We start from the raw sequence: 17,541 nt of genomic DNA on the forward strand, positions 1-17,541 counted from the left end.
GCGGCTCAGCTCCCGCTGAGCGCCTGCACCTCCGCGTACCCCGGCACCGGACCGACCGGCTCCCCCGCCGCGACGGCCGCCGCCGTGGCCACCGCCGCCGCCAGTGCCGCGCGGTACAGCAGCGACCCGAGGCTGACCCGGGCCACCCCGAGCGCGGCCAGCTCGGCGAGGCCCGGGCCGGTCGGCGTCCAGAGGATGTTGAGCGGGACGGCGAGCGCGCCGACCAGCCGGCCGATCGCCGCCGGACCGGTCAGCCCGGGGACGAACACGCCGTCCGCGCCCGCCTGTTGGTAGGCGTCCAGGCGGCGGAGCGTCTCCGCCTCGGGGGCGTCCTGCCCGCACCAGTAGGTGTCGGTACGGGCGTTGACGAACAGCTCCGGGGCGGCCGCCTTCACCGCGGCGATCTTCGCGGCGTGGCGGGCGGACGGGGCCAGCGTGCCGTCCGCCCGGCCGTCCTCCAGGTTGATGCCGACCGCGCCGGCCTCGGCCAACTCCACGGCCAGCTCGGCGACTTCGTCCGGGTCGTCGCTGAACCCGGACTCCGCGTCGACGCTGAGCAGGAAGCCGCCGCGCCCGAGCCGGCGCGCCAGCCGTACGGTCTCCGCGCGGGTGGCGGCGGCACCGTCGGGGAGGCCGGCGACGGCCGCCACACCCAGGCTGGTGGTGCCGATCGCGGGGTGGCCCTGGGCGGCGAGGGCGACGGCCGAGGCGTGGTCCCAGGCGTTGGGGAGCAGCAGCGGGCGCCCGGGGCGGTGGTGCAGGGCGGCGAAGGGGGTCATCGGGTCGTCTCCATCGGCTCGTTCGCACGGTGTCCGGTCGGGTCCGCCGGACTGTCGGTCGCACACGTCGGGCTGTCGGTCACACACGCCGGGCCGTCGGCCACCCACGCCGGATCCGCGGCGCCGCCCCTCGCACCCGCCAGGCTCCCGACCGAGTCCGCGTAGTAGTACCCGGCCTCGGAGACGTGGCAGACGATCTGCCGGAAGCTCCAGCCCGTCCCCGGGGAGTCGTCCAGCCGTTCGTCCGGCAGCGCGGCGACCCGCCGGGACCAGATCCCGGCCAACCGGGTCAGCCGGCTCCGGGCCTCGTCCAGGTCGGCGGTGGTGAACGGGGCCAGGTCGGCCGGGGTGGTGGCGTTGGAGGCGTGCCAGTGGTCGGGCTCGGTCGGTTCGCCGACCAGCCGGGCCTCCACCTCGGCGAGGTGGTCGACGAGATGGTCGGTGATGCGGCGAACGGCCTTGTGCGGCGCGTAGGTTCGGCCGTCGGTGTTGACGATCGGACGGCCGTCCCAGGCCGTCCAGCCGACCGCCAGGGCGAGCACGTACGTGACCATCTCCGGGACCAGGGCGGCGAGTTCGGCCTTGTCGAGGTCCGGGGTCGACGGCGGCGTCCCGGTGTCCGCCGGGTCGGAGGCGCCGTACAGGATGCCCTCGGCGAGCACCAGGGCCTGCGAGCGGCCCGGGCAACTCCGGGGCGGGGCACCGAAGGTGAGCGCGACCCCGGCCGGCGCCCCGGCCTGGGCGGCGGCGATGTCGAGCAGGACCCGCGTCCCGACCGGCACCGCGACCCCGCCGACCTCGGTCGCCCGGACGGCGATCCGCCGCATCGTCCGGACCGGCGGGTCCGTGCGCAGCACGCCGGCCAACCCGTCCCCGTGCCGGCGGGCGCCCTCGACCAGCGCGGCGGTGGCGTCGCAGGCCTGGACGAGCAGGCCGATCCGGTTCGCGGCGGTCTCCTCGTCCCGGTCCCCCATCGCGGGCAGCAGCCGGGCCACCGCCGCATCCGCCGCCGGGTCGGCCGACGCGCCGTCCACCACCGGGTCCAACGACGTGCCCGCCACCGGGCCGTCCACCGCCGAACAGGTCGGCGCGTCGGTGAAGTACGCCCGGGACACCGTCGCGACGTCCCGCGCCACGGCCTCCGGGTCGGCCAGGCCGAGCTCCGCCGCGAGCACCCGGACGACCCGCAGCCGGATGTCGGACTCGAAGCCGCCGGCCGCGGCCACCCGCAGCCGGTCCGGGTCCAGCCGCTCCAGGTCGGCCAGCACCAGCGCCCGGCGCCGGGCGTGCGGTTCCCCGGAGCTGAACCGGGCGACGGCGGACCGCAGCCAGGCCACCGTGCCGGGGGCGCCGCCCGGCACACCAGGCGCGGGGGCCGCCGCGGGCAGCGGCACCAGCGCGGGATCGGCCAGGGCCGCCCTCACATCGTCGTAGCGGGAGAAGGTCGTGGTCGCCGCCCCGGGGACCACCGTGGTTTCGCTCATGCCGTCATCGTGGCCCCGGGTCGTTTCGGCCCCGGCCGAACCGTGCCGGGGCGACCCTGGAGGCATGTCCCCGGCTCCGCTCCCCCACGCGGCCCCGCCGCCGCGACCGCCCCGTCCCCCGCACCAGGGCATCCACGCACCGCCGTGCCCCGACCATGGAGGCATGACGCTCGCCGCCCTCGCCGCCCTGCTCGCCGACCCCACCCGGGCCGCCATCTGCTCCGCCCTGCTCGACGGCCGCGCCTGGACGGCCGGTGAGCTGGCCCGGCACGCGCGCGTCGCACCGTCCACGGCCAGCGAGCACCTGTCCCGGCTGATCGCGGGCGGGCTGCTGGCCGAGGAGCGGCAGGGCCGGCACCGGTACGTCCGGCTGGCCACGCCCGCGGTGGCCACGCTGATCGAGGACCTCACCGTCTTCGCGGAGTCCGCTCCCGGCCCCGCGACCGCGCCCCGCAACCTGACCGAGGCCACCCGGCTGAGCGCCGAGGCCCGCGCCCGCACCTGCTACGACCACCTGGCCGGACGCCTCGGCGTGGCCGTGTCGGACGCGCTGTTCGCACGCGGCCTGGTCACCGAGGAGGACGGGCTGGCCCTCACCGGACGCGGCCGGGACTGGCTGGCCGCGCAGGCGATCGAGCTGCCGCCGGGCGCGGGCCGCCGCGGCGGACGCCCGGTGGTGCGCAGCTGCCTGGACTGGACGGAACGCCGCGGCCACCTGGGCGGGGCGCTGGGCGCGGCCCTCTGCCGGGCCGCCCTGGACCGCGCCTGGGTGGAGCGGATCGGCTCCGGCCGGGCCCTCCGGGTCACCCCGGACGGCGGCCGGGCGCTGCGCGAACTCCTCGGCGTGGAGCTGCCCTGAGGGCCGCCCCGGCGCCGCCCCCGCTCAACGGCGCCGCTCCGGCTCAGCCCATCGACTTCGCCCCGTCCAGCGCCTCCCGGATGATGTCCGCGTGCCCGGCGTGCTGCGCGGTCTCGGCGATCAGGTGCAGCAGCACCCGCCGGGCCGACCAGGCCGTGCCCGGCGGGAACCAGGGCGCGGGCGGCAGGTCGTGGGCGGCGTCGAGGTCGGGCAGGCTCCGGACCAGCTCGTCCGTCCCGCGCGCCGTCCGCTCGTACTCGGCGAGCAGCCCGGCCAGGGTGTCGCCCTCCGCCATCCGGAACTGGGCCGCCCAGGCGTCCGGGTCGGCGGCGCCCGCGTCCCCGCTCCGCATCGCCTCCGCACCGCCGGTGATGAACCGCGCCCAGCGCGCCTCGACCCCCGCCACGTGCTTGATCAGGCCGCCGAGGCTCAGCTCGCTGACGGTGGTGCGCTCGGCCGCCTGCGCGTCGGTGAGGTCCCGTACGGTGTGCCGCAGCAGTCCGCGGTGCTTGTCCAGCGTCTCGACGAGTTCCTCGCGCTCACCCATCGGCCACCCCTGTCGCTCGTCGTCCCGTCGGACGCATCAGACGTCCTCCGTCTCCGGCTGCTCCCCTACCCGCCGGTCGAGGTCGATCAACCCGAAGGCCGCGCCCTGCGGGTCGCCGACCGCCGCGAACCGGCCGAACGGGCTGTCCATCGGCCCGAAGTACACCGTGCCGCCGCGCGCCGTCAGCCGCCCGATCGCGGCGTCGGTGTCGTCCACCGCGAAGTAGACGCTGATGTACGAGGGGGCCTCGGGCGGCAGGAAGTCGCCCTCCGCTCCCATCCGGCCCAGCACCGGCCGGCCGCCGACCTGGAACATCCGGTAGTCGAAGTCCCCGCCCGCCATCTTCTGCACGCCGTACGGGAAGACCGCCGGGAAGAAGGCGTCCGCCTTCGCGGGCTCGCGGGTCACCACCTCGGCCCAGCTGTACGCGCCGGGCTCGCCCTGCTTCTCGAAGCCCTCGTGCCGCCCGGCCTGCCAGACGCCGAACACCACGCCGCCCGGGTCCCTGGCGATCACCAGCGTGCCGAAGTCGCCGACCTGCATCGGCCCCATGACCACCTCGCCGCCGTTGGCGCGGATCCGCGCCGCGGTGGCGCCGGCGTCCGGCGAGGCCAGGTACAGGCACCAGGCGGACTGGGCCTCCGCGCCGGGCATCGGCGGCACGACCGCGGCGACCGCCCTGCCGTCCGAGTACGCCTGGGTGTAGTTGCCGAACTCCGACGAGCTCTCGCCGAAGGTCCAGCCCAGCACGTCGCCGTAGAAGGCCTTGGCGCCCTCCAGGTCGGTGAACATCGCGTCGGCCCAACAGGGTGTGCCCTCAGGTAGCGCAGCCATCTCTCTGCCCTCGTGTGTGGCGAAGCGCGCGCGCCGGGAGGGCGCACGCCGGCCCCCGGTTCGTCAGCCTAGCCACGACGCGCCGCACCCGCGCGGGCGGGAACCCGCGCGGGTGCGGACCTCCGAGGTCAGCCGCCCGCCGACAGGCGCAGCGAGGCCGTGCCCAGGCCGGTCGGCCCGAGCGGCACCGGGGGCGCCGAGGGCACCGGCACGCTCGGAACCACCGGGGCGGTGCCCGCCGCCGGAGCCTCGGCGGCCGCCGCCGTGGCCGCCCGACGGGCCTGCGAGGCCTCCACCAGGTCCCGCTCGGCGCCGAAGTGCCGCTCCAGGTCGGCCGTGCCGTACCGGAGGCAGCCCCCGTGCCAGTTGAGGATGCCCGCGAGCCAGTTCTCCAGCTCCCCCACGTACCCGTCGAGCAGTTCCCTGGCCGCCTGCTCCAGCCCGAAGTCCTCGTACATGACCGGGAGTTCCTTCTGCGCGACGTGCTGGAACTGGCCCAGCCGCGAGTGCATCAGGTCGTCGACGATCCGGACCCCGGACGGGTAGTCGCAGCCGAAGAAGTTCTGCACCACCAGGACGGCGTTGTGCAGCTCGCCCTCGTACTCGACCTCCTTCTGGTACGAGAAGAGGTCGTTCATCATGCACGCGTAGTCCATCGCGGAGTTCTCCAGCGCGCGCATCGAGCCGTGGTCGTACACCTCCTGCGGCACGGTCTGCCCGTGGCCCAGGCGGGAGAGGCTCGTGGTGAGCTCGGAGCCGAAGGTGGAGCGGCGCATCTCCAGGTAGTCCACCGGGTCCGGGATCCGGTTCTGGATCTGGTTGGCCAGCTCCCAGATCCAGCTGTCCAGCATCACCTCGACGGCCACCCGGAACCGGCCCCTGGCCTCGACGGCCATCGGGCCGGCGGTGCGCTCCCAGATGTCGGCGAGGCCGCGCTCCAGCGCGTTGACGGGCTCCGGCGCCGGGGTGCCGTCCACCGGCATGAACAGGGACAGCCGCGCGTTGGCGGCCTTGGCGCCGCCCAGGTCGCGGGTGCGTCCGAAGGCCCGGGGGTAGTAGTCGTCGGCCCAGGTGCCCCAGGCCAACCAGGCGGAGGCGATGTCGAGTTGGTCGGCGGTGGCGTCCGGGTGGAGGCCGGCCGCGCAGAGCGGGAGGTCGTAGTCGCGCATCGACTCGGCGTCCCAGATACCGGATGCGGGGACGCCCGGCTCCGCCGCCAGCAGCCCCATCCGCCCGGCCCACTCGATCACGCGCTCCCGGGCGCCGTCCAGGTGCGGGCTCAGCCGGAGCTCGTACGGCAGCTCGAACTCGGGCAGCAGGGACGGCCCGACGGCCTGGTGCGGCACGTGGCCGTGCGACCGCGCCCGCCGCACGGCCGGGCCCGCCGCACCCTCGGCCGCCCCCGCCGGGCTCGCCTCCGCCGGGCTCGCCTCCGCCGCGGCCGCCTCCGCCGCTGCCGCCGAAGCCCCAGCGGCCGTGCTGCGCAGGATGTCCAGCGCCGAGGTCCCGATGCCGCCGATCGCGTACTGGTCCCACCAGTTGCCGCCCCCGGGCCCACCCGGCAGCCCCGGCAGCCCACCGCCCGAGCCGGGCGCCACCTCGCCGCCCGAGGCCGCCGAACCGGACGAACTCGCCGCCGCCCCACCGCCGTTCATGTACCGGCTGGAGCGCAGGTGCCACTCGTGCCCGCCGGACTGCCAGTCCTGGAGGCCCTTGACGTACGCCATCACCCGGGCACGGCCCGCCGGGTCCAGCCCGGTCTCCGCGAACAGCACCGGCAGTTCGGTGAACACGGTGTTCTCGAACTGCTGCAGCCGCGAGGTGAGCAGGTCGTTGACCGCCTCGGCGGCCTCCTGGGTGGAGCACTCCAGGAACCGCTCCAGCACCAGGATGCCGTTGCTCAGCTCGCCCTCGTCCTCCACCTCCCGCTGGTACGAGAAGATGTCGTTGCGCAGGTGCACCCCGTCGGAGAAGGCGTCCATCAGCACCCGCAGCGCCCGCGAACCCGACACCTCCTTCGGCACCTCGGCGCCGGCCGCGTACTCGACCAGCTGCGCGGACCAGGGCGCGCCGCCGACCTTGCGGCGCATCTCGATGTACTCGACCGGGTTGGCCACCCGGCCCTCGTTGATGTTGGCGAGCTCCCACAGCGACTCGTTGAGCAGGTTCCGGGTGCTCGCGGCGAACCGGATCCGCCAGTCCTCACCCATCACCGGCACGGTGCGCCGCCACAGGTCGGCCAGGCCCGCCTCGACCGGGTTCTCCGGTTCCGGCAGCTCGGCGGCCGGGTCGGCCGGCATGAACAGCGGCAGCCGGTCGAGGTGGGCCTTGCCCGCCCCGCGGTCGTTGGTGCGCTTGTACATGTCGAGGAAGTGGTCGTCGAAGAAGAAGACCCACACGTACCAGTCGGTGACCAGGGACAGCGCCTCGGCGGAGGCGTCGGGGTGGGTGTACGCGCAGAGCAGTCCGTAGTCGTGGGCCTCCAGGTCGGCCTGATCCCAGATCCCCGACCCCTCCAGCATCCCCATCTCCCGGGCCCAGCCGGTGGAGTGGGCCCGTGCCTCGTCCAGATGCGGGTTGAGGCGTGCCGGGTGCGGCACGTAGAAGGACGGCAGTTCGAACGGCTGGGTCACGGCGGGCGGGCCTTTCTGGACGTGTCGAATTGGACCAAGAATGACCCGCCGTCAGCTCGCCGCACCGTCACAACAGAAACAGTCATATGAAATGACTCGTTCCCCCCGTCCAGATCCACCCACCCGGCCGAGCGCCCTCCCCAACCCCCCACGCCCCCGCGCCCGCCGCCTCACGGACGCCGCACCGCCCCCGCCCCGGGACCCCCGGCGGATGCGACAGGCGCGGGCAAAAAATATCCCTCGCGCCCCCGCCGGCACCCCCGGCAACCGCTCCGCCAACGAACAATGCAGCTCTGGCAAGGCCTTGAACAGACAAGACTTCCCCGGCTACGGGCGTGTTGACCGCGTACGCCAACGCCGCTTCCACCAGACTGGGCGCCGACCCGACGTCAACTCCGAGGAGGGCAAGCCCATGAACGTCACCGTCCGGCTCGCACAGCAGCCCGAGGCCGACGAACTGCTCGGACGCAGCGCGCTCGCCGCACTCGTCGGCATGCTGCTGGACCAGCAGGTCCCGATGGAGTGGGCGTTCACCGGCCCGCTGACCATCGCCCAGCGCCTCGGCCACGACGACCTGGACGCCCACGAGATCGCCACCTACAACCCGGAGGAATTCGTCGCGCTCCTCTCCGCCAAACCGGCGGTCCACCGCTACCCGGCCGCGATGGCCAAACGGGTGCAGCAGCTCTGCCAGTTCCTCGTCGCGCAGTACGACGGCGACGCGGCCGCGCTGTGGAAGAACGTCCGCACCGGCAAGGAGCTGCTCAGCCGGCTCAACGCCCTGCCCGGCTTCGGCAAGCAGAAGTCGCAGATCTTCCTGGCCCTGCTCGGCAAGCAGTACGGGGTACGGCCGGAGGGCTGGCGCGAGGCGGCCGGGGTGTACGGCGAGGAGGGCGCGCACCGCTCGGTGGCCGACATCACCGGCCCCGAATCGCTCACCCTGGTGCGGGAGTTCAAGCAGGAGGTGAAGCGCGCCGCGAAGGAGGCCAAGGCCGCCGCCAAACCGCGCACCACCACCCGCACGTCCGCCGCCCCCACCCCGACCGGGGTGCGCTGAGCACCGGCTGACCCACCCGGCCGGCCGTACCGGGGCCGGCCCCGCCCAGAGCGCGACGCGGGCCCCGGCCGCGCCGCGCGACCGGGGCCCGTGAACGGGAGCGCTCCGTCAGGCCACGACGGGTGCCTGCTGCTCCGCGGTGGAACCGTCCGCGGAGCCACCCGCGCCCCCGGAACCGGCCACGGCCCCGAGCGCCTTGCGCCGCCGCGGCAGCGCGAACATCAGCAGGAAGACCGCGAGCAGCACCCCGGCGACCCACCACATCGCGTGCACGAAGGCCCCGCCGAACGCCGTCCCGACCGCCTCCGGCGCGACCACGTCGTCCATCGCCCCGAAGAAGGCCACCGACACCAGGCCGAGCCCGAGCGCGTTGCCCACCTGCTGCACGGTGTTGATCAGCCCGGACGCCGAACCGGCGTGCTCACGCGGCACCTCGGCCAGCACCGCGTCGGTGATCGGCGCGACGATCAGCCCCATCCCGAGGCCCATCACCACCAGCGGCAGCGCCATCTGCCAGGCGGTGATCGTCGTCCCGTACCGGTCCGCCTCCCAGATGTAGACGAGCACGCCCGCCGCCATCACCAGCGCGCCGGTCTGCAGCACCTTCCGCCCGAACCGCGGCACCAGCTTCTGCACCGACAGTCCGGCCGCCGTGGAGACCGCGATCGAGAACGGGATGCCGGTCGCGCCGGCCTTGAGCGGGCTCCAGCCCAGCCCGATCTGCATGTAGAGGGTCCAGACCAGGAAGTAGATGCCGAGTGCCACGCCGAAGGCCAGCTGCACGCAGATCCCGGCCGCGAAGGACTTCACCCGGAACAGCGCCAGCTCCACCAGGGGCGAGCCGTCCCGCCGCGTCTTGACCTTCTCGTACGCCACGAACAGCGCGAACACCGGCAGGCTCCCGGCCATCGACAGGTAGCCCCACAGCGGCCAGCCGGCCTCCCGGCCGTGCGTCAGCGGGTAGATCAGCATCAGCAGGCCGAGACTGGCCAGCGCCACGCCCACCAGGTCCAGCTTCAGCGCCTGGTCGGCCTTGGACTCGTCGATGAAGCGGCGGCCCAGCAGCAGTCCGGCGATGCCGACCGGCAGGTTGATCAGGAAGATCGGCCGCCAGGCCAGGCCGAACAGGTCCCACTCGGTGAGCAGCGCACCGATCATCGGACCGGAGACCGCGCCCAGCCCGACCACCGCGCCGAACAGGCCGAACACCTTGCCGCGCTCCTCCGCCGGGAAGGTCGCGTGGATGATCGACAGCACCTGCGGCACCATCAGCGCGGCCGTGCCGCCCTGGAGCACCCGGGTCGCGATCAGCATCTCCGGGCTGGAGGCCAGCCCGCACAGCGCCGAGGCCAGCGTGAAGCCGCCGATCCCGATCAGGAACACCCGCTTGCGGCCGTGGATGTCACCCAGCCGGCCGCCGGTGATCAGCCCGATCGCGAAGGCCAGCGCGTAGCCCCCGGTGACCCACTGGACGGCGCTGAACGAGGCGCCGGTGTCCTGCTGGATGCTCGGGATGGCGATGTTGACGATGGTCACGTCCACCAGGTCCATGAAGGAGGCGACCATCACGATCGTCAGCGCGATCCACCTCCGGCGCTCCGCTGCCGCGGTGCCCATTCCGTACTCCTCTACCTTTTCCACGTCCACGACAGTAGCGGGCATCTAGGTCAGAATCTGTCCCAGTTGGTCCGGCATTCTGGACGGCACGAGCGACGGCACGAGCGAGCGAAGCATCGAGAGGCGCACATGAGCGACACCCCGGCCCGGCTGTTGAACCTCCTCTCGCTGCTCCAGACCCCGCGCGAGTGGCCCGGCAGCGAGCTCGCCGAACGGCTCGGCGTCAGCCCCCGCACCATCCGGCGCGACATCGACCGGCTGCGCGAGCTCGGCTACCCGGTGCGGGCCAGCATGGGCGCGGAGGGCGGATACCGGCTGGTCGCGGGCACCGCGATGCCCCCGCTGCTGCTGGACGACGAGGAGGCGGTGGCCATCGCGGTCGGGCTCCGCGCGGCGGCCGGGCACGCCGTGGTCGGCATCGAGGAGGCCTCGGTACGGGCGCTCGGCAAACTGCTCCAGGTGCTGCCGGGCCGGCTGCGGCACCAGGTCGGGACGCTCAACTCCGCGACCGTGCCGTTGCTCGCCGGGGACGGCCCGACCGTCGACCCGGAGGACCTCACCGTGCTCGCCCGCGCCGTCACCGCCCGGGAGCGGCTGCGCTTCGGCTACCGGGCGTACGACGGCGCCGAGACCAGTCGGCAGGTCGAGCCCGAGCGGCTGGTCTCGGTCGGCCGCCGCTGGTACCTGGTCGGCTACGACCTGGACCGCGCGGACTGGCGGCTGTTCCGGGTCGACCGGCTGAGCGGCCCGGCCGCCACCGGCGTCCGCTTCACCCCGCGCCCGCTCCCCGCCGAGGACGCCGCCGCGTACGTGGCGGGCAAGCTGCGCCGCCCGTCACCGAGCGGCACCGTGGTCGCCACCGTGCACGCCCCGGCCGAGCGGGTCCGCGACAGCCTCCGGCCGGGCGACTCCGAGGTCGAGCCGATCGACGGGCACAGCTGCCGGCTCCGCTCCCGTTCCGACTCGCTGGAGTGGACGGCGATGCGGCTGCTGTCGCTGGACTGCCCCTTCGAGGTGCACGAGCCGCCGGCGCTGCGCGAGCACCTGCGCCGGCTCGCCGACCGCGCCCACCACGCGGCCGGCCCGGAGGCTCGGACCCCGGGCCCCGCCCTGGGGGCCGGCTCCTGAGGCCGCGACCCGAGGGCCGGAACCTAGGCCTCGACCCGGAACCAGCCGTTGCCGGAGCGGAACCAGAGCACCCCGTCCCGGCCGTGCGCGCACCCCCGGTCGAGGCCGCCGGGGACGCCGACCCGCTCGCGGCGCACCTCCCGCCAGCCCTTCCGGCTCTCCCGTTCGCACCGGATCAGCTCGCCGCCGGGCTGGAGGAACACGGCCCGGTCCCCGGCGATCGCGAAGCCCACCGGCTGGCGGGCCGGCAGCCGCATGACGACGGGCTCGCCGCCGTCCGGGTCGATCCCGGTGAGGTGGCTCCTGTCCCCGTACCAGGCCAGCCAGGCCCGCCGTCCCTCAGTGGCGGCGGCGAGGCCCTCCAGCGGCTGGTCGCCCAGCTGCCCGAAGTCCGGCCGCCAGACGATCCGTCCGGCGGTGTCCAGCCCGAGCAGGCCGTACTGGCCGAGCGGGTTGTCCCCGTAGTTGCCCTCGTCCCCGAAGGCGAGCCAGATCCGGCCGTCCCGGTCGGTGGTCAACGCCTGGACGTCGTCGCCGAGTTGCAGCTCCCGGGTCAGCCGTCCGTCCGGCCCGAAGACCTGGCCGTTGCGCTCCCAGCCGTCCGCCGACTCCTCGGCCCTGCCTCCGACCAGCAGCACCCGGCCGCCCGGCAGCAGCGCCAGGAAGTCCGGCGGGACCCCGACCCCGGTGAGCGGCACCCGCCACTCGCCCCGCGGGCCGCGCACCACCACCTCGCCGTCGAACGGCAGCCGGGCGCACGGCCACGAACCGGCCGGTGCCGCGTACCGCTCCGGCACCACCAGGACGGCCAGCTCCCCCTGCGGCCCGACCGTCCAGGTCAGGGCCCGGTGGCCGGCCCGGACGCCCTCCGCGGGCAGCCGCCAGACCTCGACCGGACGGTCGGACACCGGTATCGACATCGATCGGGCCCCGCTCAGACCCCGTACTCGGCGGTCAGCAGCGCCCGGCCCAGGGTGTGGAAGGTGAGGTTGAAGCCCACCTGGGCCGGCGGGGTGTCGGCGGCGACGTCCAGCTTCTCCACGTCCAGCGCGTGCACCGCGAAGACGTAGCGGTGCGGGGCGCCGGGCGGCGGGGCGGCGCCGTCGTACCGGTTGCCCGGGAAGTCGTTGCGGCCGTGGAAGGAGGCCTCGCCGGGCAGGCCGGCGTCCGAGGAGCCGGCGCCGCGCGGCAGGCCGGCGGTGTCGGCGGGCAGGTTCAGGGCGAGCCAGTGCCACCAGCCGGAGCCGGTCGGCGCGTCCGGGTCGTAGCAGGTGACCGCGATGCTCCGGGTGCCCTCCGGCAGGCCCGACCAGGCCAGCTGCGGCGAGAGGTTGCCGTCGGCGTGGACGAACTCCCGGCCCAGCGTGCCGCCTTCGGTGATGTCCTCGCTGCTCAGCGGGAAGGACGGCACCTGCGGAAGGAACTCGTACGGCAGCGGCGCGCGCTTGCTCATGGGCTGGTCACCTCTCACGGTCGGAATGACACAGGTCACTCTAAACGGCTCGCCGTAATCGGGTGCGTGTGCGATCCCGCCGCCCCTAGAGTCGACGGCATGGCCTCCAGAATGACCCGTCTGCTCTCCGACTCGCGCGACGCGCTGTTCACCATGCTCGGCCTCCAGGCCGTCATCTGGTCCGTCCAGGTGGTCAACTGGCTGGACGACTACGGGCTGTCGCAGGGGTTCGGCCTGCGCTCGGAGCGGATCGGCGACCTGCCGGAGATCTTCACCTCGCCGTTCCTGCACTTCGGTTGGGACCACATCGCGGCCAATGCCTGGCCGCTGTTCCTGCTCGGCTTCCTGTCCGCCTACCGGGGCATGAAGAAGTTCCTGCTGGCCAGCCTGGTGATCACGATGTCCGACGGGCTGCTGGTCTGGCTGCTGGAGAGCCCGAACACCGTGACGGCCGGCGCGAGCGGCCTGGTCTACGGCTACCTCGGCTACGTGGTGCTGCGCGGCGTCCTGGACCGCAACGTGCTGGACGCGGCGGTCGGCATCGTCATCGCGGCGGTCTACTCGACCATCCTGATCGGCGTGCTGCCGGTCACCCCGGGCGTCAGCTGGCTGGGCCACCTGGGCGGACTGATCGGCGGGCTGGCCGCCGCCTTCCTGCTCCGCAGCCGGCCGGCCGAGCAGCGGGCCCCGAAGCCCGCCGCCGCCCCGGACAGCCCCGGATCCGCCCTGCTCAAGCAGCTGGACGACCTGGGCCTGTAGCCCCCGGCCCGGCGGCCGTCGGCCCGGTAGCCCACCCGGGCCATCAGGTATAGACCAATCCCACCCCTGCGGCTAGCGTGGACGGCTCACCCTCCCCCAGCTCCGGAGCCGCACCGTGGAGTCGTCCGTCCTCGCCTTCGCCACCGACCTGCTCGACGAGGGCGCTGACACCTTCTTCGGCAACCTCACCGACCGCGCCGGGGTCGGCGGCGTCACCCTCGCCTCCGTCTACCACGAGGCCCGCGACGTCTTCCCGCACAACCCCCGCCGGGTGGTCCGCTACCTGGAGCCGGGCGCGGCGTACTTCCGCCCCGACCCGGCCGCCTGGCGGGGCCGCCGGCTGGCCCCGGCGCCGTCCACCGCGATCGGCGACCGCGACCCCTTCGCCGAGGCCGGCGAGGAGGCCCGCCGCCGCGGCCTGAAGCTGCACGCCTGGACGGTCTTCTGCCACAACGACCGGCTCGGCTTCGCCCACCCCGACTGCGCCCCGGCCAACGCCTTCGGCGACCGCCACCTCACCGAGCTCTGCCCGGCGAACCCGGAGGTCCGGGAGTACGCGCTGACCCTGGTGGCCGAGCTGGCCCGGTACGGCGTGGACGCGGTCCGCGCCGAGTCCCTGCACTTCCACGGGCTGCGCCACGGCTACCACCACGAGCGCTACTTCGAGGAGCTGGGCCCGACCGCCGAGGCCCTGCTCGGGGTCTGCTTCTGCCCGCACTGCCGCGCCGCCGCCACCGCCGCCGGGGTCCCGGCCGAGGAGGTGGCCGAGGCGGTCCGCGCCGAGCTGCGCCACCGGCTGGCCGACGAGTCCGCCGCCGCCCGGCCCGCCGACCTCAGCGCCCTCGCCGACGGCGCCTTCGCCGCCTACGTGGACGCCTCCGCCGCCACCGTCACCGCGCTGGCCGCCGACCTCTCCGAGCAGGCCCGCCGGCACGGCATGCGGCTGAGCTTCATGGACGGCGGCGGCCCGGGCACCGGCTGGCTGGCCGGCATCGACCTGCCCGCCCTCGCCGGGGCCGCCGACCAGATCGAGACCCTCGGCTACGCGAAGACCCCGGAGGCCGTCCGGGAGAAGCTCGCCGCCTTCGCCCTGCACGGCGTCCACCCGAAGTCCATGGCGGTGATCCTGCGCCCGATGTCCTCCGACTGCGACGGCCCGGAGAACCTCGCCGCCAAGATCGCCACCCTGCGCGAACTCGGCGTCCCCGAGGTCGAGTTCTACCACTACGGCCTGATGCGGCTGTCCTCCCTGGACCGGATCGGCGCCGCGCTCTCCGCCTGAGGCCGGCCGCCGCCCGCCCCGGAACCGGTCACCGCCGCCGCTTGGACGTCCCGAACAGGCTGCGCGAGATCTCCTGCCCGAGCTGCTTCCCGGCCGAGCGCGCGAAGGACTTGACGCTCGGGTTGTTCAGCAGCGACCCGAGCAGCCCGCCCACGCCCGCCTGCTCCCGCGCCTTCCCCTCCCGCTCCTCCCGCCGCGCCGCCGGCTCGGGAGGAGCCGAGGCGGGAGGCCCGGCCGGCGCCGCCTCCGGCCGGGGGGCGCGCGCCGCCAGCTTCTCGTACGCCGACTCCCGGTCGATCGCGTCCCGGTAGCGCGCCGTCAGCGGCGAGGCGTCCACCACCGCCCGCAGGTCCGCCGCCTCGATCGGCCCCATCAGCGACTGCGGCGCCCGCAGCCTGGTCGCCGCGACCGGGGTCGGCGCGCCCTTCTCGGAGAGGACGGTGACCACGGCCTCGCCGGTGCCCAGCGAGGTCAGCACCGCGCCGAGGTCGTACGAGGAGCGCGGGAAGGTCGAGACGGTGGCCTTCAGCGCCTTGGCGTCGTCGGGGGTGAAGGCGCGCAGCGCGTGCTGCACCCGGTTGCCCAACTGCGCCAGCACGTCGGACGGGACGTCCCGCGGCGTCTGGGTCACGAAGAAGATGCCGACGCCCTTGGAGCGGATCAGCCGCACGGTCTGGGTGATCGCCTCCAGGAAGGCCTTGGAGGCGCCCTTGAACAGCAGGTGCGCCTCGTCGAAGAAGAACACCAGCTTGGGCTTGTCCGGGTCGCCCACCTCGGGCAGCTCCTGGTAGAGGTCGGCGAGCAGCCACATCAGGAAGGTGGAGAACAGCCGCGGCCGGTCCTGTACGGCGGGCAGTTCCAGCACCGAGACCACGCCCCGGCCGTCCGGAGCCGTCCGCAGCAGTTCGGCGGTGTCGAACTCGGGCTCGCCGAAGAACGCCCCGGCGCCCTCGTTCTCCAGCACGGTGAGCGCCCGCAGGATCACCCCGGCGGTGGCCGCCGAGAGCCCGCCGATGGTCCGCAGCTCCTCCTTGCCCTCGGGCGAGGCGAGGAAGGCGATCACCGCGGTGAGGTCCTTGAGGTCGTAGAGCTCCAGGCCCTTGGCGTCGGCGTAGTGGAACACCAGGGTGAGCGAGGACTCCTGGGTCTCGTTCAGGTCGAGCACCTTGGCCAGCAGCAGCGGCCCGAAGCTGGTGACGGTGGCCCGGATCGGGATGCCCGCGCCCTGCCCGCCGAGCGCGTAGAACTCGGCGGGGCAGCCGCGCGGCTCCCACTGCTGCCCCACCTCGGCGGCCCGGGCACCGGTCCGCTCGCTCGGCGTCCCGGGCGCGGCGACACCGGAGACGTCCCCCTTGATGTCGGCCAGGAACACCGGCACGCCCTGCGCGGAGAGCTGTTCGGCGATCAGCTGGAGGGTCTTGGTCTTGCCGGTGCCGGTGGCCCCGGCGACCAGCCCGTGCCGGTTGAGCACGCCCAGCGGGATGCGCACCTGGGCGTCCGGGTACGCGGTGCCGTCCAGCAGCACCGCGCCGAGGTCGAGGGCAGGGCCGGTGAAGGCGTACCCGGCGGCGATCTCCCGGACGGCCTGCGGGGTGAGGTCGGAGTCCATCGGTGAACACTCCTGAGCGGATCGGAACGCTTCGGAACGCTTCGGCATCGGCACGGAACCCGATCGGCACCGGGCGATGTTCGCGACATTTCCCATCAAACAGCGGCATTCGTCCATGCGCAGTTCACACCGGCGCGCGTGGCGGAGCCTCGGCTGCTGCGCCATCCGCCGTCCGAACGGTAGGCTTTCCGTGTGATCTTCAAGCGCATCGGCAATGGGCGGCCGTACCCGGATCACGGCCGGACGAGCACCCGCCAGTGGGCTGACGTCGCCCCGCGCCCGGTGCGACTCGACCAGCTGGTGACCACCAAGGGCCAACTCGACCTCGAAACCCTCCTGGCCGAGGACTCGACGTTCTACGGGGACCTCTTCGCCCACGTGGTGAAGTGGCACGGCGACCTCTACCTGGAGGACGGCCTGCACCGGGCCGTCCGGGCGGCGTTGCAGCAGCGCCAGGTGCTGCACGCCCGCGTCCTCGAAATGGAGTGACGGACCCCCGACCGGGCCGTCGGACCCCCACGGGCTTTCCGGACCGCCCCCTCGCCACCCGGCGGAGGGCGGTCCGCGCGTACCCCGGTACCCCCTTTCGGGTACCGGGGTACGCCAGATGATGATCGTTTAGTACCTTCGAGGCTGTCCGGCACTACGCTGCTGACTACGGCCGCGACCAGGGGATTCCGCCCGCACCGGGGGAAGCCCCCACCCGGCCGATCCGTCATCCCGACCCCGCCCTGGTACGAGGGGGAGACAAACCGTGAGCATGTTGACTCCCCAAGGCCTCAAGGGGAAGCAGTACCGCGTCACCGGCAACACCTACCCGCGCCTGGGCCGGCCTCCGAAGAAGAGCCGCAAGGTGATCGCCGCACTCGCCGGCCTGCTCGCCCTGGCCCTGGTCGCGCTCGGCGGCGTGCAGCTGTACGACATCTTCACCGGCAGGAACAAGAACGCCTCGGCCCAGGCCTGCGCGGACCCGTCCGGCAAGCCGCTGGCCGCCCCGACGCCGGGGGCCGCCCCGGGCACCCCCGCCGCCTCCGGTGCGCCCGCCGCCGCGCAGGGCGACCCGCACGCCGTCCCGCAGGCCTCCGCCGTCACCGTGAACGTCTACAACGCCACCACCAAGGCCGGGCTGGCCGGCCGGACGGCCGAGGAGTTCAAGAAGCGCGGCTTCGTCATCGGCAAGGTCGGCAACGCCCCGGCCGAGCTGGACAAGAAGGTGCCCGGCACCGCCCAGGTGATCGCCGGTCCGGCCGGCGCCGGCGCGGGCACCCTGGTCGGCTCGCAGATCGCCGGGGCCGCCGTCACCGCCGACGCCCGCACCGACACCACCGTGGACTTCGTGATCGGCGACAGCTACAACGCCCTGCTCGACGAGACCCAGGCGGCCGCCGCCCTCGCGCTGGCCACCAAGCCCTCCCCCGCCCCGACCGCCACCGGCAGCTGCTGAGGCGGCACCGACCGGACGCGCGGCACCACCGAACACCGAGAGCCCCCGGCAGACGC

Annotated in this window: 16 protein-coding genes; 7 read left to right on the top strand and 9 right to left on the bottom strand. The window is 74.3% G+C overall.

From position 1 onward, the window contains the following. Positions 1-5: 5 nt before the first annotated feature. Positions 6-779, bottom strand: coding sequence for an isocitrate lyase/phosphoenolpyruvate mutase family protein (locus tag ACFRQN_RS08160; RefSeq protein WP_380739155.1), 774 nt, complete (start codon positions 777-779; stop codon positions 6-8). After that, positions 776-2,263 (bottom strand): hypothetical protein, encoded by a 1,488-nt coding sequence (locus ACFRQN_RS08165; protein ID WP_380739157.1) that lies wholly within the window; start codon positions 2,261-2,263, stop codon positions 776-778. The genes ACFRQN_RS08160 and ACFRQN_RS08165 overlap by 4 nt, the downstream gene beginning before the upstream one ends. Before the next feature lie 163 nt (positions 2,264-2,426). On the opposite strand from ACFRQN_RS08165, the gene ACFRQN_RS08170 reads away from it, so the two are divergent. After that, a complete protein-coding gene (locus tag ACFRQN_RS08170; RefSeq protein WP_380739159.1) occupies positions 2,427-3,122 on the top strand; it encodes an ArsR/SmtB family transcription factor in 696 nt (231 codons plus the stop codon). Between the two features lie 43 nt (positions 3,123-3,165). Here the strand turns inward: ACFRQN_RS08170 and ACFRQN_RS08175 are convergent, their stop codons facing one another. The 3 genes from ACFRQN_RS08175 to ACFRQN_RS08185 form a co-directional block, all read right to left on the bottom strand. Next, on the bottom strand, positions 3,166-3,669 hold the full coding sequence (locus tag ACFRQN_RS08175; RefSeq protein ID WP_049660190.1) for a DinB family protein: 504 nt from the start codon (positions 3,667-3,669) through the stop codon (positions 3,166-3,168). Positions 3,670-3,705: 36 nt separating this feature from the next. Then, the gene (locus ACFRQN_RS08180; protein ID WP_380739161.1) at positions 3,706-4,503 is read right to left on the bottom strand and encodes a VOC family protein; all 798 of its coding nucleotides are present in this window, start codon (positions 4,501-4,503) and stop codon (positions 3,706-3,708) included. A 128-nt stretch (positions 4,504-4,631) separates the two neighbouring features. Further along, a complete protein-coding gene (locus tag ACFRQN_RS08185) occupies positions 4,632-7,136 on the bottom strand; it encodes a germacradienol/geosmin synthase (protein ID WP_380739163.1) in 2,505 nt (834 codons plus the stop codon). Between the two features lie 412 nt (positions 7,137-7,548). Here ACFRQN_RS08185 and ACFRQN_RS08190 point away from each other — a divergent pair, with 412 nt between their 5' ends. Next, positions 7,549-8,193, top strand: coding sequence for an HhH-GPD-type base excision DNA repair protein (locus tag ACFRQN_RS08190; RefSeq protein ID WP_074001818.1), 645 nt, complete (start codon positions 7,549-7,551; stop codon positions 8,191-8,193). A gap of 108 nt (positions 8,194-8,301) precedes the next feature. Here ACFRQN_RS08190 and ACFRQN_RS08195 read toward each other — a convergent pair whose 3' ends face one another. Further along, positions 8,302-9,810 (bottom strand): MFS transporter, encoded by a 1,509-nt coding sequence (locus ACFRQN_RS08195; protein WP_375876733.1) that lies wholly within the window; start codon positions 9,808-9,810, stop codon positions 8,302-8,304. A gap of 129 nt (positions 9,811-9,939) precedes the next feature. Between ACFRQN_RS08195 and ACFRQN_RS08200 the strand changes: the two genes are divergently transcribed. Then, positions 9,940-10,938, top strand: coding sequence for a helix-turn-helix transcriptional regulator (locus tag ACFRQN_RS08200; RefSeq protein ID WP_380739167.1), 999 nt, complete (start codon positions 9,940-9,942; stop codon positions 10,936-10,938). A 23-nt stretch (positions 10,939-10,961) separates the two neighbouring features. On the opposite strand, the gene ACFRQN_RS08205 is transcribed toward ACFRQN_RS08200, so the two are convergent. Next, the gene (locus tag ACFRQN_RS08205; protein WP_380739169.1) at positions 10,962-11,858 is read right to left on the bottom strand and encodes a hypothetical protein; all 897 of its coding nucleotides are present in this window, start codon (positions 11,856-11,858) and stop codon (positions 10,962-10,964) included. Positions 11,859-11,872: 14 nt separating this feature from the next. Continuing rightward, positions 11,873-12,391: a YbhB/YbcL family Raf kinase inhibitor-like protein gene (locus ACFRQN_RS08210; RefSeq protein ID WP_380739171.1), complete on the bottom strand. Its 519-nt coding sequence runs from the start codon at positions 12,389-12,391 to the stop codon at positions 11,873-11,875. A gap of 99 nt (positions 12,392-12,490) precedes the next feature. On the opposite strand from ACFRQN_RS08210, the gene ACFRQN_RS08215 reads away from it, so the two are divergent. Both ACFRQN_RS08215 and ACFRQN_RS08220 read left to right on the top strand, forming a co-directional pair. Then, a complete protein-coding gene (locus ACFRQN_RS08215) occupies positions 12,491-13,150 on the top strand; it encodes a rhomboid family intramembrane serine protease (protein ID WP_380739173.1) in 660 nt (219 codons plus the stop codon). Positions 13,151-13,265: 115 nt separating this feature from the next. Continuing rightward, on the top strand, positions 13,266-14,432 hold the full coding sequence (locus ACFRQN_RS08220) for a hypothetical protein (RefSeq protein WP_380739175.1): 1,167 nt from the start codon (positions 13,266-13,268) through the stop codon (positions 14,430-14,432). Positions 14,433-14,460: 28 nt separating this feature from the next. On the opposite strand, the gene ACFRQN_RS08225 is transcribed toward ACFRQN_RS08220, so the two are convergent. Further along, a complete protein-coding gene (locus ACFRQN_RS08225) occupies positions 14,461-16,041 on the bottom strand; it encodes a helicase HerA-like domain-containing protein (RefSeq protein ID WP_074001822.1) in 1,581 nt (526 codons plus the stop codon). Between the two features lie 192 nt (positions 16,042-16,233). On the opposite strand from ACFRQN_RS08225, the gene ACFRQN_RS08230 reads away from it, so the two are divergent. After that, positions 16,234-16,530 carry a type II toxin-antitoxin system VapB family antitoxin gene (locus tag ACFRQN_RS08230; protein ID WP_030061387.1) on the top strand — a complete coding sequence of 99 codons (297 nt, stop codon included), beginning with the start codon at positions 16,234-16,236 and terminating at the stop codon, positions 16,528-16,530. A gap of 271 nt (positions 16,531-16,801) precedes the next feature. Then, positions 16,802-17,485, top strand: coding sequence for a LytR C-terminal domain-containing protein (locus tag ACFRQN_RS08235; protein ID WP_049650160.1), 684 nt, complete (start codon positions 16,802-16,804; stop codon positions 17,483-17,485). Positions 17,486-17,541 lie beyond the last annotated feature (56 nt).

It is taken from the genome of Kitasatospora sp. NPDC056800, assembly GCF_042789775.1.
In the GTDB taxonomy this organism is placed as follows: domain Bacteria; phylum Actinomycetota; class Actinomycetes; order Streptomycetales; family Streptomycetaceae; genus Kitasatospora.